The 25,446-nt window shown below is 49.2% G+C and carries 24 protein-coding genes and 1 other RNA gene; 14 read left to right on the top strand and 11 right to left on the bottom strand.

From position 1 onward, the window contains the following. The first annotated feature begins 176 nt into the window (after positions 1–176). Complete coding sequence (nadB, locus tag AC6R0S_RS00125) at positions 177–1,805, top strand: L-aspartate oxidase (protein ID WP_334554174.1); 1,629 nt, start codon at positions 177–179, stop codon at positions 1,803–1,805. Between the two features lie 2 nt (positions 1,806–1,807). On the opposite strand, the gene AC6R0S_RS00120 is transcribed toward nadB, so the two are convergent. Then, positions 1,808–2,212 (bottom strand): protein YgfX, encoded by a 405-nt coding sequence (locus tag AC6R0S_RS00120; RefSeq protein ID WP_500633019.1) that lies wholly within the window; start codon positions 2,210–2,212, stop codon positions 1,808–1,810. A gap of 13 nt (positions 2,213–2,225) precedes the next feature. After that, positions 2,226–2,486 (bottom strand): FAD assembly factor SdhE, encoded by a 261-nt coding sequence (locus tag AC6R0S_RS00115; RefSeq protein WP_334554172.1) that lies wholly within the window; start codon positions 2,484–2,486, stop codon positions 2,226–2,228. Positions 2,487–2,666: 180 nt separating this feature from the next. On the opposite strand from AC6R0S_RS00115, the gene ygfZ reads away from it, so the two are divergent. The 3 genes from ygfZ to AC6R0S_RS00100 all read left to right on the top strand — a co-directional run bounded on the left by ygfZ (position 2,667) and on the right by AC6R0S_RS00100 (position 4,906). Continuing rightward, positions 2,667–3,632: a tRNA-modifying protein YgfZ gene (gene ygfZ, locus AC6R0S_RS00110; protein WP_500636957.1), complete on the top strand. Its 966-nt coding sequence runs from the start codon at positions 2,667–2,669 to the stop codon at positions 3,630–3,632. Further along, positions 3,619–4,101, top strand: coding sequence for an aminoacyl-tRNA deacylase (locus tag AC6R0S_RS00105; RefSeq protein WP_500633017.1), 483 nt, complete (start codon positions 3,619–3,621; stop codon positions 4,099–4,101). Before ygfZ ends, AC6R0S_RS00105 begins: the two co-directional genes overlap by 14 nt. Positions 4,102–4,699: 598 nt before the next feature. Continuing rightward, entirely contained in the window at positions 4,700–4,906 is a 207-nt protein-coding gene (locus tag AC6R0S_RS00100) for a DUF1107 domain-containing protein (RefSeq protein WP_334554167.1), read from the top strand. 124 nt (positions 4,907–5,030) lie between these two features. Here AC6R0S_RS00100 and AC6R0S_RS00095 read toward each other — a convergent pair whose 3' ends face one another. From AC6R0S_RS00095 to AC6R0S_RS00085, 3 genes are read right to left on the bottom strand one after another with little or no spacing between them, the layout of a single operon-like run. Beyond that, positions 5,031–6,257 carry an FAD-dependent 2-octaprenylphenol hydroxylase gene (locus tag AC6R0S_RS00095; RefSeq protein ID WP_500636956.1) on the bottom strand — a complete coding sequence of 409 codons (1,227 nt, stop codon included), beginning with the start codon at positions 6,255–6,257 and terminating at the stop codon, positions 5,031–5,033. Between the two features lie 35 nt (positions 6,258–6,292). Beyond that, positions 6,293–7,471 carry a 2-octaprenyl-6-methoxyphenyl hydroxylase gene (gene ubiH / locus AC6R0S_RS00090; protein ID WP_500636955.1) on the bottom strand — a complete coding sequence of 393 codons (1,179 nt, stop codon included), beginning with the start codon at positions 7,469–7,471 and terminating at the stop codon, positions 6,293–6,295. A 20-nt stretch (positions 7,472–7,491) separates the two neighbouring features. Next, the gene (locus AC6R0S_RS00085; RefSeq protein WP_500636954.1) at positions 7,492–8,070 is read right to left on the bottom strand and encodes a YecA/YgfB family protein; all 579 of its coding nucleotides are present in this window, start codon (positions 8,068–8,070) and stop codon (positions 7,492–7,494) included. Positions 8,071–8,307: 237 nt separating this feature from the next. On the opposite strand from AC6R0S_RS00085, the gene AC6R0S_RS00080 reads away from it, so the two are divergent. From AC6R0S_RS00080 to serA, 5 genes are all read left to right on the top strand, one after another. Continuing rightward, positions 8,308–8,613, top strand: a complete 306-nt coding sequence (locus AC6R0S_RS00080) for a cell division protein ZapA (RefSeq protein ID WP_334554159.1) — start codon at positions 8,308–8,310, stop codon at positions 8,611–8,613. 7 nt (positions 8,614–8,620) lie between these two features. After that, positions 8,621–8,802: non-coding RNA, 6S RNA (ssrS, locus tag AC6R0S_RS00075), on the top strand. A 49-nt stretch (positions 8,803–8,851) separates the two neighbouring features. After that, positions 8,852–9,439, top strand: a complete 588-nt coding sequence (locus AC6R0S_RS00070; RefSeq protein ID WP_500633014.1) for a 5-formyltetrahydrofolate cyclo-ligase — start codon at positions 8,852–8,854, stop codon at positions 9,437–9,439. A 64-nt stretch (positions 9,440–9,503) separates the two neighbouring features. Next, positions 9,504–10,160 carry a ribose-5-phosphate isomerase RpiA gene (rpiA, locus tag AC6R0S_RS00065; RefSeq protein ID WP_334554155.1) on the top strand — a complete coding sequence of 219 codons (657 nt, stop codon included), beginning with the start codon at positions 9,504–9,506 and terminating at the stop codon, positions 10,158–10,160. Between the two features lie 240 nt (positions 10,161–10,400). After that, positions 10,401–11,630, top strand: a complete 1,230-nt coding sequence (gene serA, locus AC6R0S_RS00060; protein WP_487901390.1) for a phosphoglycerate dehydrogenase — start codon at positions 10,401–10,403, stop codon at positions 11,628–11,630. Between the two features lie 73 nt (positions 11,631–11,703). Here serA and ilvN read toward each other — a convergent pair whose 3' ends face one another. The 6 genes from ilvN to AC6R0S_RS00030 all read right to left on the bottom strand — a co-directional run bounded on the left by ilvN (position 11,704) and on the right by AC6R0S_RS00030 (position 19,281). After that, complete coding sequence (ilvN, locus tag AC6R0S_RS00055; RefSeq protein ID WP_334554152.1) at positions 11,704–12,198, bottom strand: acetolactate synthase small subunit; 495 nt, start codon at positions 12,196–12,198, stop codon at positions 11,704–11,706. Between the two features lie 2 nt (positions 12,199–12,200). Continuing rightward, positions 12,201–13,925: an acetolactate synthase 3 large subunit gene (locus AC6R0S_RS00050; RefSeq protein ID WP_500626338.1), complete on the bottom strand. Its 1,725-nt coding sequence runs from the start codon at positions 13,923–13,925 to the stop codon at positions 12,201–12,203. A 436-nt stretch (positions 13,926–14,361) separates the two neighbouring features. After that, positions 14,362–16,170: an AMP-dependent synthetase/ligase gene (locus AC6R0S_RS00045; RefSeq protein ID WP_500631823.1), complete on the bottom strand. Its 1,809-nt coding sequence runs from the start codon at positions 16,168–16,170 to the stop codon at positions 14,362–14,364. Positions 16,171–16,336: 166 nt separating this feature from the next. After that, a complete protein-coding gene (gene leuO / locus AC6R0S_RS00040) occupies positions 16,337–17,296 on the bottom strand; it encodes a transcriptional regulator LeuO (RefSeq protein ID WP_500626336.1) in 960 nt (319 codons plus the stop codon). A gap of 407 nt (positions 17,297–17,703) precedes the next feature. Then, positions 17,704–18,750 (bottom strand): MJ1255/VC2487 family glycosyltransferase, encoded by a 1,047-nt coding sequence (locus tag AC6R0S_RS00035; RefSeq protein WP_500631824.1) that lies wholly within the window; start codon positions 18,748–18,750, stop codon positions 17,704–17,706. Positions 18,751–18,753: 3 nt separating this feature from the next. Beyond that, positions 18,754–19,281: a phosphatase PAP2 family protein gene (locus AC6R0S_RS00030; RefSeq protein ID WP_487901394.1), complete on the bottom strand. Its 528-nt coding sequence runs from the start codon at positions 19,279–19,281 to the stop codon at positions 18,754–18,756. A 444-nt stretch (positions 19,282–19,725) separates the two neighbouring features. On the opposite strand from AC6R0S_RS00030, the gene leuA reads away from it, so the two are divergent. From leuA to AC6R0S_RS00005, 5 genes are all read left to right on the top strand, one after another. Beyond that, positions 19,726–21,273, top strand: a complete 1,548-nt coding sequence (gene leuA / locus AC6R0S_RS00025; RefSeq protein ID WP_500636953.1) for a 2-isopropylmalate synthase — start codon at positions 19,726–19,728, stop codon at positions 21,271–21,273. Positions 21,274–21,328: 55 nt separating this feature from the next. Further along, a complete protein-coding gene (gene leuB / locus AC6R0S_RS00020) occupies positions 21,329–22,420 on the top strand; it encodes a 3-isopropylmalate dehydrogenase (RefSeq protein WP_500636952.1) in 1,092 nt (363 codons plus the stop codon). Between the two features lie 97 nt (positions 22,421–22,517). Further along, positions 22,518–23,918, top strand: coding sequence for a 3-isopropylmalate dehydratase large subunit (leuC, locus tag AC6R0S_RS00015; protein ID WP_500636951.1), 1,401 nt, complete (start codon positions 22,518–22,520; stop codon positions 23,916–23,918). A gap of 11 nt (positions 23,919–23,929) precedes the next feature. After that, a complete protein-coding gene (leuD, locus tag AC6R0S_RS00010; protein WP_334554132.1) occupies positions 23,930–24,532 on the top strand; it encodes a 3-isopropylmalate dehydratase small subunit in 603 nt (200 codons plus the stop codon). A gap of 131 nt (positions 24,533–24,663) precedes the next feature. Continuing rightward, positions 24,664–25,446 (top strand): DUF547 domain-containing protein (locus tag AC6R0S_RS00005; RefSeq protein WP_500636950.1); only part of this gene is annotated, 783 nt, incomplete at its 3' end.

Genomic DNA, 25,446 nt, shown 5'->3' with positions numbered 1-25,446 from the left:
GTGCGCAGTGCCAAGGGGAAAAGCAATGTAATTTACGAAGAATTGCACCACTGGCGGTGCTATGATAGCAAGCCAGAGCAAGCTTTTATTGCAATTCATGGCTACCCGTACGCGACAGCTGACCGTGGAGGATGGATTTTGTCGGGTACAAATTAACTCGGGAACGTAACAGTTTTATGAACACAAACCGTGAACATCAATGTGATGTGTTAGTGGTGGGCAGCGGCGCTGCGGGTCTTTCATTGGCGCTTAGAGTGGCGGAGCATGGCAAGGTCATTGTATTGAGCAAAGGACCGCGTAGTGAAGGCGCGACTTACTATGCACAAGGAGGCATTGCCGCCGTTTTCGACGAATCAGACAGTATTGAATCCCATGTCCAAGACACCCTCATCGCTGGTGCAGGATTGTGCGAAGAGGAAAGCGTCAAATTTATCGCCGAAAATGCAAAAAAATGCGTACAGTGGTTGATTGATGGTGGTGTACCCTTCGACAAAGAAGATGACGACGGCAATGGCGAATCGCCTCGCTACCATCTCACGCGAGAAGGCGGCCACAGCCACCGACGTATTTTGCACGCTGCCGATGCGACGGGCATGGCAATGCAAACGTCGCTGCAAGACAACGCTCACAACCACCCAAACATCACGGTGCTCGAACGCCATAACGCGCTCGACCTCATTACAGAAGATAAAATAGGCGGTGATAAAGACAAAGTCATCGGCGCCTATATTTGGAACCGTAACCAAGAACACGTCGAAACCGTGCGCGCAAAGTTTGTGGTGTTAGCCACCGGCGGCGCCTCTAAAGTCTACCAATACACCTCAAACCCTGACGTCTCATCCGGTGACGGTATCGCAATGGCGTGGCGTGCAGGCTGCCGAGTGGCGAACTTAGAGTTCAACCAATTCCACCCAACCTGTCTCTATCATCCAGAGGCGCGAAACTTCTTGCTCACTGAAGCACTGCGTGGTGAAGGTGCGTACTTGCGCCGCCCCGATGGTTCCCGCTTTATGCCCGATTTCGATGAGCGAGAAGAGCTGGCCCCTCGAGATGTGGTGGCTCGCGCTATCGACTTCGAGATGAAACGCCTAGGTGCCGATTGCATGTATCTCGACATTAGCCACAAACCGGCAGACTTTATCGAAAAGCATTTCCCAACCATCAATATGCGTTTGCTCGATCTTGGCATTGATATGACCAAAGAGCCGATTCCTGTCGTTCCGGCTGCTCACTACACTTGTGGTGGCGTGATGGTCGACTTCAATGGTCAAACCGATTTGGCGCAGCTTTATGCGATCGGTGAAGTGAGTTACACCGGCTTGCATGGTGCCAACCGCATGGCCTCGAACTCTCTGCTCGAGTGTGTGGTGTATGCATGGTCTGCCTCACAAGACATCATTGAGAAACTGCCATCGGCGACACTGGCCTCGAACTTACCGGCTTGGGATGAAAGCCAAGTCAGCTGCTCAGACGAAGAGGTGGTGATCCAACATAACTGGCATGAACTGCGCCTGTTCATGTGGGATTACATGGGCATTGTCCGTACCGACAAACGCTTAGAGCGCGCCATGCGCCGTATCCAACTGCTTCAGCAAGAGACACATGAGTACTACAGCAACTTTAAAGTCTCGAATAACCTGTTGGAATTGCGAAATCTACTCCAAGTGGCTGAGTTAATGGTGCGCTGTGCCATGCAACGTAAAGAGAGTCGCGGCTTGCATTACACCCTCGACTACCCTGAACTGGCCAAAGACAGCGGCCCGACCATTCTCGTGCCAGATAGACGTCAGTCGATCAAAAATTAACACTAGGGAGCGCGCTGCTCCCTTTTTGTTTGCTGCAACTTGGTTTGACGCAACGCCACCAGCAAATGTCGATAGTGCTCATCGGGCAGGCTGTCTCGCCACAACAACACACGCTTACCGTCACTACGCGTCAAACACAGCGCCCACGCAGACAAAGCGGTGGAGACCGCTTTGATCCCAAACTGTCGACCTTGGTAGTGATAGCAAAAATAAGCATCAAATGTGATAGCCCCCTTTAGAGACTCCTGGAGCATCCCGTCTGAGTTGGCCCATCGAAACAGAGGCAACAACACAATAGGCGTCACAACTAAAGGTAAGGCGCTTGTGATGAGCAGACAGCAAGTCAACATCGATACAATGACGTTGACTTGAGCGGCCATAAAAGAAGGATGAGCGTAAACGCTCATGGATGAAGGGGAGTTAACGTACCTTACTGAGGTTATGGGCGACAATTTTGTCCACCATTGCTGCATGACCTAAGTTTTCACTGCGACCATGTCCCATTATCCAGGTAAACAAGTCTGGATCATCACACTCCAGCAGTGACACAAAATCACGCTGTTCGTTTTCTTGTAGGCTATCAAAGCACTCTTCGAAAAACGGCATGATGACCACATCCAGCTCCAACATTCCTCGGCGACATCCCCATTTGATACGCGCTTTCTCTTCCGCGGTGTACATTCTATTTATTCCTCACCTTGTCGGTTGTTTTAGCCGAGTGTAACAAGCAAAGCACTTTGCAACTACTAACTCAGTCACAGTCCGAACGCTTGCTGTTGAAGACAAAGGTTGTTTCAGGGCGCAGAGGGGCATTATGATAGCCCAATTAAGTCACCTTCATTACTCATTAGGTAGTCAACTATGGACTGGAACACGACATTTTCGCCACTCCCACTCTCTTCGCAAGACGCTCTTCCTTCGCTTGCCATAGCCCCACTGGAGTCTTGGGCGCTGATTCAGGCAACCGGCCAAGACAGTAAGTCTTACCTGCAAGGGCAGTTGACCTGTGACGTCGTGACTCTGGCGCAAGATGAAGTTCGCCTCGGCGCCCATTGCGATGCGAAAGGTAAGGTATGGAGTGCGTTTCATCTCTTTCATCACCAACAAGGTTATGGGATGTTTCAGCCTAAGGCTTTAGTTGAGAAAGAGATCGCCGAGCTAAAAAAATACGCCATTTTTTCCAAAGTGGAGTTCAGTGAAAGTTCGCTAACACTCCTCGGCGTGATGGGCAGTGCCGCCGATGCATTTATTGATACTTTGACTCAAGAGCGCGGTGATGTGCGTTCGCTACGCGAAGGCAGCGCGGTACGTATCGGTCAGCAGCGCTGGGTTGTGATCACCAATGAAGAGACGGCATTTCAAATCGTCGATGCCTTTGAAGGGCAAAAGAGCGATGAGTCACTGTGGCGCCTGTACGACATTCAGTCAGCCAGCCCTAGCCTTACTCAAACACAGCAAAATGAGCACATTCCTCAAGCGCTGAACCTTCAAGCGCTCGGCGGGATTAGTTTCACAAAAGGCTGCTACACCGGACAAGAAACCGTAGCACGAGCGAAATACCGTGGCATCAACAAGCGAGCCCTGTTTATTTTAAAAGGCCAGTGCGATGCAGTGCTGGAAGAAAACGCGGAACTTGAGCGTGCGGTCGGTGACAACTGGCGCAGTGCGGGCCATGTATTGGCGAGCTACCAATACACCGATGGCGTGTGCCTCGCGTTAGCGGTGCTGCCAAACAATCTAGAAGCAGAGACGCCCTTTCGTTTCAAGCACCTTGAGCACTCTCGTCTGACGTTTGCACCGTTGCCATACTCACTTGACGAGGCGTAAGCGTATCCGTACTCAAGTCACGCAATTTCTAGAGCAGCAGCAGGTGCCCTATCGCTTGCTGCCTCACGAGAGCGAAGCGATCACAATTGACGAGGCAGCAAGGCAACGTGGCGTGCGCCCAGCCCAAATGGTTAAGTCTATTTTGCTGCGTGATATGAGCGATCGCTACGCCTTGGCGTGTGCCCCTGGGCACTGCCGCGTTGACCCGAAAAAAGTGAGAGCGCAGCTCAATTGGCGCCGCATGACTTGCGTTCCGATAGACGATGTCCCCACTATCACCGGCTACCCTATCGGAGCTGTAGTGCCTTTACTACTCGCTCAGGAAATGCCGATCCTGTTCGATGCTCACATTCTTAATGAACCCATTGTCACCATTAGTAGTGGTTCTCCCCTTGCAGGTATCGCTCTTCAGTGCAACGACCTGCTTAAGCTTTGCCAACCCTTGGTATCAGATATCATTCATACTTGATACACAGCTCTCATTTTCAGACAATGTGTGATATAGATCGCAATTAGCAATCACTAATTAAAAATTTTTATTCATTTTTAAAGCATATATAGTCACCAGAAATAAAATGCAGTATCCTGCTCGCGTTGGTTTAAGAATCGAGCGAATTAAGATGTATTGCTTGGCACTGCGATTTTATTCACCTAGTGTAAAGCGCGTAGTGTAATCCTTCTCCAACAAAAAAGTGAATCCACTGATTGTTTCAGGACATCCACTTTTTGTGTAATGCATCTGTGACTATTCGCCCGCCTTGTGCGGGCATTTTTTCTGGCAGTTAACAATTTCCTAACACTTTCCTATTAGTTTGGGCTATTCTTATTTCTGTCATATTGCTCTGGCTTAATTGCCGACGTTGAGAAACCCCAAACCGAACAGAATCGACAGAACATAAATGAGGTAACAATCACACCAATTTGGATATTTATCCGTAAATTTGCCTACAGCAACACAAATATCCAAATAGAAAGACTTTAACTGCATATTCCCCCATAACAATCACACATTATAATTGGGGAATTTAGTATGATTCGCAGTGCTTGCTAAAGAAAAGGAACAACGTATGAGACTGTTTAAGCGCTATACACCAAGTATGATTGCTAAACACGTGAGTCGGCTATTTAAGGGAAGAATCTACATCTACGGAGTCGGAGGTTTTGAGTTTGATAATGGCAAGCTCATCCTACCCGCAAAAGCAGAAAGCAAACACTTCAAAGCGGTGAAGGAAGTGAATCAAGAAATTATGAAGCTCCGTTGCGCGTACGCTTGAGCGTTTCCATACCGCCAATGAGCGCGGGTGGAACACTCAAAGAGGTAAAGTAAAAGGGTTGGCTAGTGGCCAACCCTTTATTCTTTTCCCGGCTATGGGCGATTGATAAAAGCACTGAGTGAGGTTAATCGTGTTGAAGTGTTCGAGCCCGTTTGGCCAACTCAGGGAGATTGCCTTTAAGCCCAAGTGCGCGCTTCATCACTTCATCTTTTGCGCCCGGTAGTTGCCCCAACAAAGACATACCAATCCCTCGCACCAGTTTCTTCGCAGGGTTATCGCCGGCAAACAGATCTTTAAATCCTTGCATGGCGGCAATCATTTTCGCCGCTTCCGCTTTACGCCAGCGTTCATAAGCACGCAAATTGCGCTTGCGGCCAATATCTTCACCGCATTGCCAAATCTCGACGATCTCTTGCGCTAGGCTAGCCGCATCCAGCAAGCCCAAGTTCACGCCTTGACCGGCTAATGGGTGAATGGTGTGCGCGGCATCGCCCACTAAGGCGATACGCTCAGCAACAAAGTCTCGTGCGTAACGCATTTTAAGAGGAAAGGCGAAGCGTTCACCTTGCACTTCACATAGCCCTAGCCGCCCGTCAAACTCAACCATCAACTGCTTGTTGAACTCAGTGTCACTCATCTCGACTAAGCGCTGAGCTCGGTTCGGATCGGTGGACCAGACAATCGAGCTCATCTTACTATCATTAAGCGGAAGAAACGCAAGCGGCCCTTGCGCAGTAAAAATCTGCCGAGCGACTCTTTGATGCTCATCTTCTGTGACGACACTCGCCACCACCGCACTATGGCCATAATCCCAATGGGTCAATGGAATATCTTGCTGCTGTCGAACCCAAGAGTTCGCGCCATCTGCGCCAACCACCAGCTTGGCCGTCAATGCTTGACCATCATCCAACGTCAACCACGCTTCGCTTTCACCGACCGCAAGGGTTTGACACTTGGCCGGCATAAACATTGATACATTGGCTTGCTGCGTCACTTTCTCAAGCAACGCGAGCTGTATGACTCGGTTTTCAACAATATGGCCGAGATCGGGCTGGGCGAGCTGCGTGGCATCAAACTCGATACGTGCAAAGCTGTCTTGCTCCCACACTTCCATCGCTTGATAAGGCGCTGCACGTCTTGAAATAATGCCATCCCAAGCGCCAATATTGCGCAATAGAAGTTCACTGGAACGACTGAGCGCAGAGACGCGCACGTCCGGCAATGCTCCTAGCTCAGGCTCGGGTTGCTGACTTTCAATCACGGCAATCCGCAAATCGGTCTCTTTGAGCGCTGCGGCCAACGCTAGACCAACCATTCCGCCACCAACGATAGCAATATCAACACTTTGCATGAACTGTCCTTTCTTTTCTACGATGTGATGGCCGGTTAACGTGCCACCAAACCCAATGTGCGTTGTAAAAATGGCTTTTTCACTGGCGGCGCCCACTCCATTGCCGCCAGTCCGACGTTTCGACCAATTCGCATGGCTAAGTAATCGTTCGAGAAGGTATGAACCAGACCGGCGGTCAACGCAATGGTCTGCTCACGATCCGTTTCTCGACGCTGGCGATATTTGGACAAAAGATCATAGTGCCCAGGATCGTTGGGTGCGCCCGCAATCAGCTCAGCCAGCGTCGCCACATCTCGGATACCTAGGTTAAACCCTTGCCCTGCGATAGGGTGCAAGGTTTGCGCTGCGTTGCCCACCACCGCGATACGATGGGCGATCGTTTGTCGACGAGTACGCAAAATCAGTGGATAGCTGGCGCGTTGGCCAGCCTGTTGCAACTGGCCAAGTCGCCAACCAAACGCCGTTTGTAGCTGAGCTAAAAACACGCTGTCAGAGAGGGAAAGCAACTCGCTAGCGCGATCAGGTTTGACGCACCACACCAAAGACAACCGCTCTTGAGACATAGGTAACAGCGCCAAAGGGCCGCTTTCAGTAAAGCGCTCAAATGCCTGTCCATGATGAGGCTGCTGAGCACGAATATTGGCAATGATCGCCACTTGCTCAAAGTCATGCTCATCGAGGGTCAGCCCCACTTGATCGCAGCTCGGTGATAACGCACCGTCTGCCGCAACCAGCAATCGACTTCGAATATGCTCGCCACTAGAGAGGGCGATCTCAACGTGCTGAGCACTTCTCTCAAGTTGTAGCACGGAGTCTGGGCAGTAGAGCGTAATCGCGGGGCGCTCACTGACCAGTTGGTGATAAATACGCCCAACATCGGCCAATTCGACAACGTAGCCCAACGCTTGATCACCGATCTCTTCTCTTCTGATCGACGTCATGCCTGCATGGCCGCGATCAGAGACATGGATATGATTGATGCTCGTTGCCACTGGCGCGATGGCTGCCCACAGCCCCCACTGCTTCAACTGCTTCGCACTGCCATAAGAGAGCGCGATCGAACGCGAATCAAAGCCAGGGTGTCGACTGTGATCGGACTCGAAAGACTCCACAACCGCAATCGACAACTCACCATGACACAGAGTATCCAGCGCGAGAGCCAGCGTCATTCCCGCCATGGCTCCCCCTGATATCACCACATCATACTGCTTCATCCTGATTCCTTACTGACGAATTAATGGATCGTAGGTGCGCGCTCGGGCGTACTCGGTTTTTGACCGAACTCGGCATGAATCGTCAGTACGCACGCTTTGATGTGCTCGATCACTTGCTCAAGTAGATCGGCCTGCTCTTGCAGATCATCATCTTCGTCGATACCCAATTTCGAGATCTCCTCAAGATCCGCTAGGGCTTCTTTGCACTCTTGAGACGCTTTTTTCAAATTGGTGCCTACCAAGCCAAGCCCAGAGATAAAATGGTTTACCCAATCGGCCACACCATCAGCCATATCAAACAACGAAGCACTGGCCTCCTCATCGGGCAATAGCAAGGCCATCTCTAAGCTGGCGCTGGTCATATCTGCAACCGTCACATCCAACGTCTTTTGCGCGTGTGCTAACGCACTGGTTGGCCATCCCATGCCTTCGTTGGTGTAGTCAAACAGCATCGGCTGCCAGCTTTTATCAGTCAGACTCAAGCCACCGCTGAGCATGCCCGTCAATAAGCCGTGTAGCTCAGAAGGGTTTACAGCTAATCCGGCACTTTGCAGTTCGCTAGCGAGAGAGAGGTAATCTGGTAGGGATTTATTGCTCATAGAAATGACCCAAATTTTACAGGAATGGGACTAATCCTAACACTTACCACACCTGGCGAAAACGCGCGAATCGACAATAGTGAATAGCTTTTACGCAAATTGTCCATTTCGTGTCTTTTTACACCCGAGTCGGTCGTGAAAAGCTTGAATCTTATCTAGGCTTTTCCTATAGTTTCCTCCTCGGTGACATTGCGTAGGGCGCTGGATTGTCATCTTAATCGGAATATTTGAATTGATATGAGTAATCAAGCGGTAGATGTCGAAATTTTAGGAAAGCTGACGAGAGTGAATTGCCCTGCGGGACAAGAAGACTCACTACGTCGAGCTGCAAAGCGCCTTGATGAAAGCCTAAAAGAGATGACCGCAAAAACTAAAATGACCAATGAAGTGCAATTGCTGACCTTCGTCGCGCTGAACTTCTGTCATGAACTCGAAACCCGTGATACTGTGGAAGAGCAACAGAATCACATGTGTGAGCGCATGGAATTGCTCACCGCATCGATTGACGATGCATTGAATAAAGTAAAGCCAGGACAGCAATAATCAAGAATTTACCCTGGAGTGTGCGTGAGGGGATTAGTCCCTGAGCCGATAAGCAATACCCAAGGGTCGGTACTTGATAGCTATTGAGCAAGCTCGGCATGCACCGAGAAGCCTACGGTTATCATTGCTGATCCGCCTTGAACCAGCTGGTTCAAGGGTCAACATCTCCAACGGCACTCTGGGGTATCCTCCTTGCGCAACATGCGTTGGATTTACCCTTTGATAGGGGTAACGCAGCATGTCTGAGTCTCGACAACAATTTCGTCAAACCATCCGCCAAAAACGACAGCAACTTGCCAGTGATGTGCAGCACCTCGCCGCGCTTGATCTCGTGCATCAGTTTTCATCACTTCCAGAGCTCACCTCTGCCGAGCACATCGCACTTTATCTCTCAACGGACGGCGAAATTGACACCATGCCGTTAATCGAATGGCTATGGCAACAAGGTAAAAAAACCTATCTCCCTGTGCTGCATCCTTTTTCCAAAGGCCACCTGCTGTTTTTGCACTATCACGCCAACACGCCGTTAGTGGAAAACCGCTTCTACATTCCAGAGCCCAAGCTTGACCAAACTCAAGTCATCCCGGTAGAAAAACTGGATTTAATCTGCACACCTTTGGTCGGGTTTGACTCCAGTGGCCAACGCCTTGGCATGGGCGGCGGCTACTACGATCGTACCTTAGCCAAATGGTTTGCCTGCTCGCAAGGCGCAAAGCCAATTGGCTTAGCCCATGATTGCCAACACGTTGATGTCCTACCTGCTGAGCAATGGGACGTGCCACTTCCAAAAATAGTGACCCCAAGTCGGATATGGGATTGGGAATAGACGCCATTTGCGGCTATAATCGCGCGCAATTCACCGATATTTACACCGCATTTAGGAGATGGGCATGACTCAAGATGAAATGAAAAAAGAAGCCGGCTGGGCTGCACTACAATATGTCGAAAAAGGCAGCATTGTCGGTGTGGGTACGGGCTCCACTGTGAATCACTTCATCGATGCATTGGGCACAATGAAAGACGACATCAAAGGTGCCGTATCCAGCTCTGAAGCTTCCACCGAGAAACTCAAAGGACTCGGTATCGAAGTGTTTGATTGCAATGACGTGACCAAACTGGATGTTTACGTCGATGGCGCGGATGAGATCAACCCAGCACGTGAAATGATCAAAGGTGGCGGCGCGGCACTGACTCGTGAAAAGATCGTCGCGGCGATTTCCGACAAGTTCATCTGTATTGTCGACAACACCAAAGCCGTTGACGTTCTTGGTCAATTCCCATTGCCTGTTGAAGTCATCCCTATGGCTCGCGCTTACGTTGCACGTGAGCTGGTTAAACTTGGTGGTGAGCCTGTCTACCGTGAAGGTGTTCTGACCGACAATGGCAACATCATTCTCGACGTTCACAATATGAAGATTGTTGAACCTAAAAAGACCGAAGATCAGATCAATGCCATCGCAGGCGTCGTGACCGTTGGCCTATTCGCTCATCGCGGCGCGGATGTCGTGATCACCGGGACACCAAACGGAGCCCAAATCGAGGCATAAAACGACTTAATTTAGTTATTTCCTTACAAACGGCGCCTTTAGGTGCCGTTTTTCTTTTTAGCCCGATAAAAATTATTCCTTATTCCGTAATTTTCTTACCCAAGCTGTATTTTTTTTGTTAACTTAGTGAGCAGAAGACGCACAAGGAAAACGTTTGCGTCACACTAAGTGTCGAAAAAACGTTGTCATTTAACATGTGCGCCAGTTAAGCCCCAATTTCCCATTATAAGGATGAACATAATGGCCAAAGTTTCACTGGAAAAAGACAAAATTAAGATTCTACTCCTAGAAGGCCTTCACCCATCGTCGGTCGAAGTTTTGCAAGCCGCTGGCTACTCCAACATTGAGTACCATAAAGGTTCCCTTGCAGAAGATGAGCTTCTAGAAGCCGTTAAAGATGCCCACTTTATTGGTATTCGCTCGCGCACCAATCTTTCCAAGGAAGTGATTGATGCTGCAGAAAAGTTAGTCGCGATTGGCTGTTTTTGTATTGGTACCAACCAAGTGGATCTTAATGCGGCGTCCGTTCGCGGTATTCCAGTGTTTAACGCCCCATTCTCAAACACGCGCAGTGTGGCAGAGTTGGTGCTAGGTCAAGTTCTCCTACTCCTTCGCGGTATCCCTGAAAAGAATGCCCTTGCCCACCGTGGCATTTGGAAGAAGAGTGCCGATCACTCTTACGAAGCACGCGGTAAACGCCTTGGCATCATTGGTTACGGTCACATCGGTACCCAGCTTGGCATCATCGCTGAAAACTTGGGTATGCGCGTCTACTACTACGACATTGAAAACAAACTCTCTCTTGGCAACGCGACACAAGTCCACACCATGAGTGAGCTTCTCAATAAGTGTGATGTCATCTCTCTGCACGTACCAGAAACGCCAGAAACCAAAAACATGATGGGCGCTGAAGAGTTTGCTCGCATGAAGCCAGGCTCAATCTTCATCAACGCCGCTCGTGGTACCGTGGTGGATATTGAAGCGCTGTGCCATGCAATGGAATCAGGCCACCTAGCTGGCGCGGCGATTGATGTGTTCCCGGTGGAACCAAAGACCAATGCGGACCCATTTGAATCGCCATTACAGAAGTTTGATAACGTTATCCTCACTCCTCATGTCGGCGGTTCGACACAAGAAGCGCAAGAGAACATCGGCGTAGAAGTCGCGGGTAAATTAGCGAAATACTCAGACAACGGGTCAACCCTATCGAGTGTTAACTTCCCAGAGGTGTCGTTGCCTGAACACCGTGACTGCTCGCGTTTGCTGCACATTCACAAAAACCGTCCTGGCATCCTGACGCAAATTAACACCATCTTCGCAGAAGACGGCATCAACATCGCGGCTCAGTATCTGCAAACCAGCGCAGAGATCGGCTACGTGGTGATTGACGTTGAAACGGGCCGCTCTGAAGAGGCGCTTGAGAAGCTAAAAAGCATTGAAGGCACCATTCGCGCGCGAATCCTGCACTAATGGTTCGTTGAGCAGCAATAAAAAACCACCGCGAGGTGGTTTTTTATTGGGATAAACTTAATTAAAGATGGGTTTATGGCTTGAGCGTTCGCTCTCCGCGAGCAATGCCTACCACGCCACTTCGCGCCACTTCAATCACGTCCGTCACTTCAGAAATCGCTTGAATGAAGGCATCCAGTTTGTCGCTGGTCCCGGCCAACTGAACGGTGTATTGCGAAGAGGTCACATCGACAATTTGGCCGCGGAAAATATCCGCCGTGCGCTTCACTTCAGCGCGAGCAAAGCCACTGGCTTTGACTTTCACCATCATCAGTTCGCGTTCGATATGCTCAAACTCGGTGACTTCTTGCACTTTCAGCACGTCAATCAGCTTGTGCAGTTGCTTTTGAATCTGTTCAAGCTGCATGTTATCTGAAATGGTCGTAATGTTGAGGCGTGATAAGGTCTCATCGTCTGTCGGTGATACCGTCAATGACTCAATGTTGTAGCCACGCTGAGAGAATAGCCCCACCACGCGAGACAAGGCGCCCGGCTGGTTTTCCAGTAGTAGTGAAATAATATGTCGCATAATTAGGTTCTCTCCGTTTTGCTCAACCACATTTTGTCCATACCCTCGCCTTTGATCTGCATTGGGTAAACGTGCTCTGTTTCATCGACATTGATATCCACAAACACCAAACGATCTTTCATATCCAAAGCTTGCTTTAGGCCCGCTTCCAGCTGATCGGGGGTTTCGATACGGATACCCACATGCCCATACGCCTGTGCAATGGCTGCAAAGTCAGGAACAGAACTCATGTAGGAGTTGGAGTGTCGCCCTTGGTAGATAATGTCTTGCCACTGTTTGACCATGCCCAAGAAACGGTTGTTGAGGTTAATGATCTTCACCGGAATATCATACTGCATCGCCGTAGAGAGCTCTTGGATGTTCATCTGAATACTGCCATCGCCCGTCACGACAACCACTTCTTCATTCGGCTTAGCAAATTTCACTCCCATACCCGCAGGAAGGCCAAAGCCCATCGTGCCTAGACCACCAGAATTGATCCAGCGGCGAGGTTTATTAAACGGATAGTAGAGCGCGGCAAACATCTGGTGCTGACCAACATCAGAAGCCACATAAGCGTCGCCATTCGTCAGCTTGTGCAGTGTCTCGATAACTTGCTGAGGCTTAATCCGCTCTGGAGAGGTTTCATACGCTAAGCAAGCGCGATCGCGCCATGTTTGAATGTCGTCCCACCAGCGAGTCAATGCTTGTTGATCGTTGGATGCTTGTTGATCTTCTAGCAGATCAACCATAGCTTGCAGTACTTTGTCCGCAGAGCCGACGATCGGCAGATCCGCTTTGACGTTTTTAGAGATGGATGAGGGATCAATGTCGACATGCATAACTTTCGCATCGGGACAATATTTCTCTAGATTGTTGGTGGTGCGATCATCAAAGCGAACCCCAACACCAAAGATCAGATCGGCGTTATGCATCGCCATGTTTGCTTCATACAGACCATGCATCCCGAGCATACCGAGCGCATTTTTGTGTGTGCCGGGAAAAGCCCCTAGCCCCATCAGTGTGCTAACAACCGGCAAATTCAGCGCTTCTGCCAATTTGAGCAGCGGTTTATCTGCTTCGGCGATCACCGCGCCACCACCGACATAAAGAACCGGCTTTTTCGCGTCGAGCAGCGCTTTCAGCGCCTTTTTGATCTGCCCTTTGTGCCCGCTGGTTGTCGGCTTATAAGAGCGCATTGAGATGGATGAAGGATACTCGTAAGGCAGCTTCACCAGAGGATTCATCACATCCTTAGGCAAATCAATCACCACAGGACCTGGTCGTCCGGTAGTGGCAATATAAAAGGCTTTTTTGACCGTTTCAGGAATATCTTCCGCTTTTTTCACCAAAAAGCTGTGTTTTACCACAGGACGAGAGACACCAACAATGTCACACTCTTGGAACGCATCGTTGCCAATCAGGTTATTGGGCACGTTGCCAGAAATGACGATCATCGGGATAGAATCCATGTACGCCGTCGCGATCCCCGTAATGGTATTGGTCGCACCGGGTCCAGAACAGACAAGCACCACACCTGGATTGCCCGTTGCTCTTGCATAGCCGTCGGCCATGTGGGTAGCGGCTTGTTCGTGACGCACGAGAACGTGCTTGATTTGGTCGGTTTTGGCGTGCAGCGCATCATAGATATCAAGAACGGAACCACCTGGGTATCCAAAAATCTGTTCAACGCCTTCTTCGATCAGAGATTGCACCACCATCTCTGCTCCGGACAACATTGCTGCCATATTTTTCTCCTTACCAGTACCTCAATCAATAAGGTCAATCAATTGAGCTGGTTTTACATAGTCTAGGGCTTATTCGTAGCCTAATCGAAATACATACACTTTTTCGGCTATGTCCTGCTCTGTCGTAACAAAAAGCAAGGTAACGCAACAAATGTAACGTTTAATTAGCACCAGGTCTAATGCGATTTACCTCGCAAAATTGACAAGATGCTACTAAACAAGGAAACAGGGCCTTAAATACTCACCAAGTGGCACCAAAGCAATACAAGGCATTAAAGTAATGGAAAATTTTAGTCATATATATTGTTTCATCACTTCTTATCACCCTAATCTCATTGGCTAAAGCTGATGAGTAAAGCGCAAAAAAAATCCCTCAATGACTCATGTATGCCATTGAGGGATTTTTCATCAATCGAAAAATTATCCTAGCGCGGAACTACTTGCGTTCCGGCTTATCACTGTACATTTCTTCGATTTCGTCCTGATATTTATCATTAATCACTTTTCTTCGCAGTTTTTGAGTTGGCGTTAGCTCGCCATCGTCCATTGAGAAGGCTTTAGGCAATAGTTTGAACTTTTTCACTTGCTCAAAGTTGGCCAACTCTTTTTGCAGATCTTTGACTCGCTTTTCCAGCATTTCGACCACTTGGTGGTGTTTTATCAGCTCGACCCTGTCGTGATACTTAATGTTCAACTCTTTGGCGTACTCTTCCAAGCTGTCAAAACAAGGCACAATCAGAGCGGAGACAAATTTGCGCGTATCGGCAATCACCGCCACCTGCTCAATGAAGTGATCTTTGCCGATCGCCCCTTCAACCACTTGAGGCGCAATGTATTTACCGCCGGAGGTTTTCATCAGCTCTTTGATACGGTCGGTAATAAAGAGATGGCCATCCTCATCAATATGCCCCGCGTCTCCTGTCTTCAAGAAGCCTTGCTCGTCAAAACTCTTCGCTGTCTCTTCAGGCATTTTGTAATAGCCACGCATAACCATAGGGCCACGAACGAGAATCTCGTTGTTCTCTCCGATTTTCACTTGCGCACCGGGCATAGTGACACCAATAGAGTCAGGGTTAAAACCGGTATCGCTCCAGCATGACACTGTCGCGGTGGTTTCCGTCATACCGTAGCCTAACTTGACGTTAATGCCTAAGGCATGGAAAAAACGGCCAATGGTTTCATCAAGCTTTGCGCCGCCACAAGGCATAAAATTGATGCGACCACCCAATAAAGCACGCAACTTCGACAAAACCAACTTATCCGCAAGCGCATGTGACTTTTTCAGTAGAAAAGAAGGCTTTCGTCCCTCTTGATGACACGCCGACACCTTAGCGCCCATATTCACCGCCCAAGTGAACAGCACTTTGCGAATCAGTGGGGCTTTAGACACTTTTTCATGAATGGCCGAGAAGATTTTCTCGTAAAATCTTGGCACCGCACACATCACAGTAGGGCGCACTTCGCCTAAGGCATCACGCACTTGCATGGTGTCTTGCAGATAGCAATTGGTCGCGCCTTTGTAGAGCACGTAGTAAGTCCACGCCCGCTCGAACACGTGAGACAACGGTAAGAAACAGAGCGACACATCCTCTTGAGAGAGGCTCAGACGTTTGTCATGCCCTTCGAGTTGCGCGGCAATGTTAGCGTAATCGAGCATCACGCCTTTTGGCTGACCTGTGGTACCTGAGGTGTAAATCAGTGTGAGCAGATCATCGGCGTTTGCTTGGCTTAAACGCGCGTCAAGCTCCGCTTGGTGCGCTTGGCTGCCGCTGGCAATAAACCCTTTCCAGCTCATCGCGTTCGGCGCATCCCCTAATTCGATGTCATCGGACATAGCGACAATCAACTCAAGCTGCGGGCACAGTGTCGTGATCTCTAACGCCGCATCAAACTGGGCTTGCTCGCCAACAAACAGTACTTTCACATCTGCGTTTTCTACGATGTATGCGGACTGGGCGGCGGTGTTGGTCGGATAAATAGGAACAGTCACGATACGGGCTTGCAGCGCACCGATATCAGCGATGGTCCATTGCGGCATGTTGTTGGAAAAAATGCCGACTTTATCTTGTATTCTCAATCCTTGAGCCAATAGTGCAAGCGACACGGCGTCCACTTGCTGACCGAACTGCTTCCAACTGATGTCTTGCCAAGCACCGTTCACTTTGTGCTTGAGCGCGGCGCGCTCGGCGCCTTGTGCAATTCTGTCTCGAATTCGTTGTACGATATGAAAATCTAAATTGGCCATCACTTCTACCTTTAGCTTACACCTGTAAGCCTTATTTCAGCGCACAAGTGTACATTTCAAGTTTGAAAAGGCAACTGACACTCATCAAACTTCTGCCGCTAAATAGTAAAAAACCTCGGGAGGCCAGAGCCACCCAAGGTTTTTTAATACAAGAAAAGTGTGTCAATTAGTTTAAAGCGACCACTTCACCGCACACCATCATCAGTTGATCACGCAACCAGATGTGGCCTTTGTCTTTTTCACTCGACTCGTGCCAGCTGAGGTAGCCACTGATACTGGCGTTCTCAAACGGGAACTCAAGTACTTGTAGCTGCTCTTTGTTGGCGGCATTTTCAACCATCCAACGCGGTGCGATAGTCACGAGCTCTGACTGACCGACCACGTACAGCACGTTACTCAAGCTCGTACCTTCATAGTACGCTTGTAAGTCTAGATCACGATAAGCTTGCTCAGAGAAGCTACGTTGACCATGGATTTTAGACAGTTTTGCGTGACGCTCACGCAGCAAGTCATCTGCGCTCACGCTGCCGTTAATGCGCGAGTGTGCTTTTGATGCGACGACAACCAATTCGTCTTGGAAGATTTCTGTGCTTGAGAAACCTTGCTCATCAAAACGGGCGTAATCAATCACAAAATCAATTTCTTGATAACGCATGCGCTCAGCCAATTGACGGTCAAATTCCGCATCGAGGTGCAGTTGAACATTCGGTGCCAACTCGTGAATCGTTGCCATGATTTTTGGTGCAAAACGCATGTCACAAGGGCTGCAAATACCAAGCTTGAAAAGACGTGTTGACGTTTCAGGAGAAAACACAGAACTTGGCAGCTCGTTACGGATCAGTTGCAACGCTTGGCGCACAGGGCCAAACAGTTGGCGAGCGCGTTGAGTCGGCTGGATACCGCGACCTTGACGCATAAAGAGTTCGTCATTAAACATCACTTTTAGGCGTGCGACAGCGTTGCTCACTGCAGGTTGAGACATGCCCAAGTTATGCGCAGCGCGTGTGATGTTTTGCTCTTGCATCACTGCATCAAACACGGTTAATAGGTTGAGATCCACTCCACGTAACGTACTTTCCATACGGTAGCTAGACATAGCGCTAACCGATTCTTTCTTGTCATTCATTTGGCAAGCCTCATTAAAATTCGTCAAATTCATTCAATATTTTTGATGCGAATAGGTGGGGAACAGAAAGCCGTGGCACGGGATGGCACTCGTATTTCTAAGTCAGATATTTCCTAACGCATTACTACTATCAACGAATCAAACTGCGCTTATCAACTAGATTGATATTTAATCAGTATTTTTTATCATACAAATCAGAAAGAACTTACAAATCAACATGTTAATCCACATATAAAAATAACTAAAACGCTGTTTTTTATAGAAATATACAAATATTTTATATGCCTAGCGCATTTCCATATCGCGCCGCTATTATGGAGGGAATCAATAGTTACTCTCGCAGATACAAAAACAGCATCAATAACTGATGCTGTTTTTGTCGAATCAACGTAGCGCCTATCTCAACGCTAGGAGGGGGTAACATAACTTGGAAAATCCACTCGCTCCCATAGTTCACCGGTCAACGCCAACTGATCATCCCAACGCCCTTTTTCAATCCACGCCACAATTGCCTGTGCGACATCGGGGTAATTCACACTCTCTGCTCCAGGCTCATCGAGCCAACGACGAACAATCGAGGCATCCAACATCTCCATCGACGACGCCAACCCGAGATCCTCTAATGTTGCCACATTGCTCAGTTGCTCAAACTGCCCACTCAAGGGCTTGAGTAGCAGCTTCTTACCCAACGTCAACGCTTCTGATGGCAGCTCAAAACCACCATTGGCAATCACCCCACCGCAGCGATTGAGATGGTGATGAAAAGAGGAGACGCTGAGTGGCATAAACTCGATATTGTCGATAAGTTCAGGTTCGATGATTTCTGGGTGATAACAGATAAAGCGATGGTTAACAAAGCGAAGCAACAACTCCGAAATGTCGGCGGTGCTTTCAAACGGCAAATAAACCAAAATAAACGCTTCTTCTGCCACTTCTTCTCTGTGCGTATGCACAATTGGTGGCAAAATGGGTTGATCAAAATGATACCAATGCAACCCGATGTGATAATTGGCTGGGGCAAAATGCTCGATGACTTGTCTATCAAACCAACTCGCGCCACGTAAAGGGACAGGGTAGCGAAAGGCGTTTTGGTGGCTGATGCTAATCGATGGGATGTTTTGTTGCCGTGCGGCCCAAGCAGACACAGGCTCGAAATCATTGAGGACGAGATCGTACTGAGATAAGTCGAGCTGTTTGACTTCTCGCCAAAAGTGCCAGGGGTTATTGCTCAAGGCGGTTTTTAGGTAATCCACCTGACCTTTATTGGTCACAAATGAAAAGCCTTGCCGAGTTTGATAGTCGCCAAACTCCTCCATAGAGAAGTACTTAGACTTTTCTCGCCCAGAAAAGAGAAACTGCACCTCCAACCCGCTCTTTTTTAAACACTGTGCCATTGCTCTTGCACGAGCGATATGACCATTACCAGTGCCTTGAACGCCATACAGTATTTTCACTCATTAACCTCCAATCAGGGTGAGGGCAGCTTGAGCACACATCATGCCCAAGACGGCGCCTAACAACACATCAGTGAGAAAATGGACACCCAACAAGATACGAGATAAGGCGATGAAACAGGCCCAGACTAACGCGATGACCGCTAAGCCTGGATAAAAGTGTCCGATCAAGGTGGCCATTAAGAACGCCGCTGCCGTATGCCCAGAGGGTAAACTGTAGCGATCGGATGGCGTAATAAAAGAGGGCACCAGATCTGACAACTCCTGCGGACGGCGGCGCTTAAATAGGTTTTTCAACGTCCAGTAAATCGGAAGCTCGATAAGAAACGCCGTTAAACCAACAAGCAGAAACCAAGCCCCAGTATCGCCACCCCAGCCCCACGCTAGAGCGCCAAATAACACATAGAGGTGCCCATCACCTGTGTGAGAAACGGCTTTGCTCAAGCGAGACACAGGCCAAGAAAACTTGTGCTGCAAGCAAAACAATGAGAACGCCAAATCTAACTTTGCGATAGGTTCGATAGTACGCATGACCGACTCCTTTCCATGACGGTATTGATGACAAATTAAGCGTTTTTGGTGACAGGTTCGTGAACGTTTCACTGTAGTTGCGTGACATCAACATTCAGTAGAGAACGCAAAACTTTGCGTCTGTTGAAAATAAAGAAAACAAGAAAGAGGAGAAAACTTGCACTTTAGGGTTGACCTATGCGGTTGAGTACGGTACTAATTTGTTAACTTAATTTTGTGGATATATAACGACCTTTAAGGACACGTTAATCATGTATATGCGTTTTTCTCTCCTGCTGAGCCTCCTCCTTATCGTGACCAAATCGCGCGGGTAGGCTGTGGACGAAAAACCACCACACAGATTCAAAAAGCCCGCATCAATATGCGGGCTTTTTTTTACTATAACGAAACCGGAAGTCATCGATTCACTCACTCAAATGTGTAGAAATCACTAAGGAAGCAAACATGAACGATCAAGTCATTATTTTCGACACCACATTGCGTGATGGCGAACAAGCGTTGTCAGCAAGTTTGACAGTTAAAGAGAAACTGCAGATTGCCTACGCGCTTGAAAGACTCGGCGTTGATGTTATTGAAGCAGGCTTCCCTGTATCGTCTCCGGGTGATTTTGAATCCGTCCAAGCGATTGCTCGCAATATCAAAAATAGCCGAATCTGTGCGCTTTCTCGTGCAGTGGCAAAAGACATCGATGCGGCGGCTGAAGCATTAAAAGTCGCAGACCAATTCCGTATCCATACCTTCATTTCAACCTCTACAGTGCACGTTCAAGACAAGCTTCGCCGCAGCTACGACGATGTAGTCGAAATGGGTGTCAAAGCGGTTAAACATGCGCGTAACTATACCGATGATGTCGAATTCTCGTGTGAAGACGCTGGCCGTACTCCAATTGACAACCTATGTCGTATGGTCGAAGCGGCGATCGATGCAGGTGCCAGTACGATCAATATCCCTGATACCGTAGGCTACACGGTGCCCAACGAGTTTGGCGGCATTATTCAAACTCTATTCAACCGCGTGCCAAACATCGATAAAGCGATTATCTCTGTTCACTGTCACGATGACCTTGGTATGTCTGTTGCCAACTCAATTGCAGCGGTTCAAGCAGGTGCACGTCAAATTGAAGGCACCATTAATGGCATCGGAGAGCGAGCGGGCAACTGCTCTCTCGAAGAGATCGCGATGATCATCAAAACTCGTCAAGAACTGCTTGGCGTTCACACTGGCCTTAAACACGACGAAATCCATCGCACCAGTAAACTCGTCAGCCAATTGTGCAATATGCCGATTCAATCCAACAAAGCGATCGTCGGCGCCAACGCGTTTAGCCACTCTTCCGGCATTCACCAAGATGGCATGCTGAAGAATAAGAACACTTACGAAATCATGACGCCAGAGTCGATTGGATTGAAAAACCAAGCGTTGAACCTAACCAGTCGCAGTGGACGTGCCGCGGTGAAGAGCCATATGGACTCGATGGGCTACAAGAGCGAAGAGTACAACCTAGATGCGTTGTACGAAGATTTCTTGAAGCTGGCTGACCGCAAGGGGCAAGTGTTTGACTACGATTTGGAAGCCTTGACGCACTTCTCTAACTTGCGCGAAGAAGATGACTACTACAAGTTGAACTATCTCAGCGTGCAATCTGGTAGCGTAATGGCCACCACCAGTATCAAGTTGCAGTGCGGTGATGAAGAGCGCTGCGAAGCAGCCGTCGGCAATGGCCCGGTGGATGCCTTGTACCAGTGTATCTATCGCGTCACTGGGTATGATATTGTGCTGGATAAGTTTGACTTAACCGCCAAAGGTGAAGGGGAAGATGGTTTGGGCCAAGCGGATATTATCGCCAACTACAAAGGCCGAAAATATCACGGTACCGGCGTTTCAACGGACATTGTCGAAGCCTCAGGCCAAGCCCTTCTTCACGTGATCAACAGCATTCACCGTGCAAACCAAATTGCTGAAATCAAACAGAAAAAAATCGCAACCGTATAAGACGCCTGAGACTCCGGTCTCTAGGCTTCACGATAATTAAAATTAAAGGATTAACATGACAGACAAAACGTACAACATTGCCGTTCTCCCTGGTGACGGCATCGGCCCAGAAGTAATGGCGCAAGCCAATAAAGTACTGGATGCGATTGAGAGTAAGCACGGAATCCGCTTTGAGCGTGAACAGCATGATGTGGGTGGCATCGCCATCGACAACCACGGTACGCCACTCCCAGAGAGCACGGTGAAGGCGTGTGAAGAGTCCGATGCCGTTCTATTTGGCTCAGTAGGTGGTCCGAAATGGGAACATCTACCGCCGAACGATCAACCTGAACGTGGTGCATTACTGCCGCTACGTAAACATTTCCAACTCTTTTGCAACCTGCGCCCAGCTCAAATCCATTCTGGACTGGAAGCCTTCTCACCACTCCGCGCAGACATCTCTGAGCGTGGCTTTGATATCGTCGTCGTGCGTGAGCTGACTGGCGGCATCTACTTCGGTCAACCGAAAGGACGTGAAGGTGAAGGCGCCAACGAGAAAGCGTTTGATACCGAAGTCTACCACCGCTTTGAAATCGAGCGTATTGCGCGTATTGCGTTTGAGTCTGCACAGCTGCGCCGCAAGAAAGTGTGCTCAATTGATAAAGCGAACGTACTGCAAAGCTCGATTCTATGGCGAGAAGTGGTGGAACAGATCGCAAAAGAGTACCCAGATGTTGAGCTTTCTCACATGTACATCGATAACGCCACGATGCAGCTTATCAAAGATCCGGCTCAGTTTGATGTCATGCTGTGCTCGAATATTTTCGGCGACATCATCTCGGATGAGTGTGCGATGATCACCGGCTCAATGGGTATGCTCCCTTCTGCCAGTCTCAATGAGAGCAAGTTTGGTCTGTATGAACCCGCTGGCGGTAGTGCCCCGGACATCGCAGGCAAAAACATCGCCAACCCAGTAGCGCAAATTCTGTCTGCAGCGCTCATGCTGCGTTACAGCCTAGGCGAAGAAGCCGCAGCGCAAGATATTGAACATGCCGTGTCAAAAGCGCTAGCCGCTGGTGAGCTTACCGCAGACCTTGCCGGTAGCAACCCCGCTCTGACGACCTCAGAGATGGGCGACAAAATCGCTGGATACATTTTAAACTCGTAATCGACAGACCAAACACAACAGACTATAAGTCGTCATGACACCGCCAATCGCCGCTTGGCATTGGCGGGTTTATCGACAAGGACGACGAGGAAGAGCAATGGGTAAAACATTATACGAAAAGGTGTATGACGCACATATCGCCGTCGAAGCCGAGGGTGAAAACCCTATCCTTTATATTGATCGTCACTTAGTGCATGAAGTGACCTCACCACAGGCGTTTGATGGCTTGCGTGAGAAAGGACGCACCGTGCGTCAAGTCAGCAAGACCTTCGCAACCATGGATCACAACGTCTCGACCACCACCAAAGACATCAATGCATCCGGTGAAATGGCGCGAATCCAGATGGAAACGCTGTCCAAAAACTGTAAAGAATTTGGCGTCACACTTTATGACATCAACCACAAATACCAAGGTATTGTCCACGTCATGGGCCCTGAGCTCGGTATTACACTTCCGGGTATGACCATCGTATGTGGTGACTCACATACCGCAACGCACGGCGCCTTTGGTTCCTTGGCATTCGGTATCGGCACCTCAGAAGTTGAGCATGTGCTTGCCACTCAAACCTTGAAGCAAGCGCGCGCCAAAACAATGAAGATTGAAGTCAAAGGCAAGGTCGCCCCAGGCATCACAGCAAAAGACATCGTGCTTGCCATCATAGGGAAGACCACTGCCGCAGGCGGCACGGGTTACGTAGTCGAGTTCTGTGGTGAAGCGATCCGAGATCTGTCGATGGAAGGTCGTATGACGGTGTGTAACATGGCAATTGAATTAGGCGCTAAAGCAGGCCTGATTGCACCCGATCAAACCACTTTCGATTACATCAAAGGTCGTAAATTTGCGCCTACGGGTGCCAACTGGGACGCTGCCGTAGAGTATTGGCAAACCCTGAAAACCGACGATGACGCCAAGTTTGACGCAGTCGTTACGCTAAATGGTGCAGACATCAAACCACAAGTCACTTGGGGGACAAACCCAGGACAAGTGATCGCCGTCGATAGTCCAATCCCTACGCCCGAGAGCTTTCAAGATCCTATCGAGAAAGCCTCTGCTGAGAAAGCCCTTGCCTACATGGGACTAGAAGCTGGCAAAGCGCTGTCTGACTACTCCGTTGATAAAGTATTCGTTGGTTCTTGTACCAACTCTCGTATCGAGGATATGCGCGCCGCTGCCGCAGTGGCGAAAGGACGCAAAGTGGCGGCTCATGTGCAAGCGTTGATCGTACCGGGTTCCGAGCAAGTGAAAGCGCAAGCCGAAGCTGAAGGGCTCGATGTCATCTTCAAAGAAGCTGGCTTTGAATGGCGCTTACCTGGTTGCTCTATGTGTCTTGCCATGAACAATGACCGCTTAGGGCCAGGAGAGCGTTGCGCCTCCACATCAAACCGAAATTTTGAAGGTCGACAAGGCCGTGGGGGTCGTACCCATCTAGTCAGCCCTGCCATGGCCGCGGCTGCCGCCATTGCTGGCCACTTTGTTGATATTCGTGAGTTAAACTAAGGAGACACCACATGTCAGGATTTAAACAACATACCGGCTTGGTTGTGCCTCTCGATGCAGCGAATGTCGACACTGATGCAATCATTCCTAAGCAGTTCCTACAAAAGGTGTCGCGCTTAGGGTTTGGCAAGCACCTCTTTCATGATTGGCGATTTCTAGATGATGCCGGCGAACAGCCTAACCCGGACTTCGTCCTCAACGCTCCCCGTTATAAAGGGGCCTCAATCCTGCTCGCACGCGAGAACTTTGGTTGTGGTTCATCACGTGAACATGCTCCTTGGGCGTTAGCCGACTACGGTATCAAAGCCATGATCGCGCCGAGCTTTGCCGATATTTTTTACGGCAACTCGATCAACAACCAAATGGTCCCTGTGCGCTTAGCAGAACAAGAAGTCGACGAGATTTTTCAATTTGTTGAGGCCACTGAAGGCGCGGAAGTGGAAGTGGACTTAGAAGCGATGAAAGTGCGTGCTAACGGCAAAGAGTACAGTTTCGAGATCGATGAGTTCCGTCGTCATTGCTTGCTCAATGGACTCGACAACATCGGTTTGACCTTACAACACGAAGAGAAGATCGCCGCTTTTGAGGCGAATATCCCCGAGTTCTTGCGTTAATCTCGCACTTACCATAAAGCTGGCAACCTGCCAGCTTTTTTTTGACCACTCTGAAGATGAAATATATCAGCCACTCGGCGGGTCTCAATCATTATGTACGATTTGTAAGATCAGATTTGTAAAGGTATAAGATGAAAACATCGCTCGCTGCACTTCTCCTGCTCGCCCCTACCTCCGCGTTGGCTGCACCCGAATCAAAACTTTGGGCATATTGGAACACAAGCAACCCGGAACACGCTGAGTCAATCTCTCATCAAGCATGGCAAGAGCTCCTTGATAAATATCTGGTTGTGCAAGGCGAAGACCATCTGTTGCGTTATGGCGCGTTTGAGCCTCAAGATACACTCAAACTCAATCGATATATCGAGTCATTGGAGACGCTCGACCCTCGTCAATTACGCCAGAACCAGCAATATGCCTATTGGGTAAACCTGTACAATGCCGTCACCGTTAAACTCATCATCGACCACTACCCCGTATCATCCATAACGAAACTCGGTGGGCTATTTAGCTTTGGTCCTTGGGATCAAGATGTCCTGACGATCAATGGCCAAGAGGTCACTCTCAACGATATCGAGCACCGCATTTTACGCCCAATCTGGCAGGATCCTCGTACTCACTACGCCGTCAATTGCGCCAGTCTTGGCTGTCCAAACTTGCAGGCGTCTGCGTTCACCGCAGAGAATACTGAAGCGCTGCTAGAACAAGCCGCAGAGGCATTTATCAATAGTTATAAAGGAGCAGAGATACAAGGTGAGACACTCACTCTCTCCTCAATTTATGATTGGTTTGCCGCAGACTTTGGCGACAAAGAAGCGCTGTTTGATCACCTAACCCACTACCGCCCGGAACTGGCCGAGTTTTCAGGCAAAATACGCTACGATTACGATTGGCAACTGAACGAACGAAAGGTG

It is taken from the genome of Vibrio sp. R15-SG3-ISO1B, from assembly GCF_059833835.1.
Note: the sequence above shows the minus strand (reverse complement) of the source record. Positions and strands in the feature narration are given on the sequence as shown.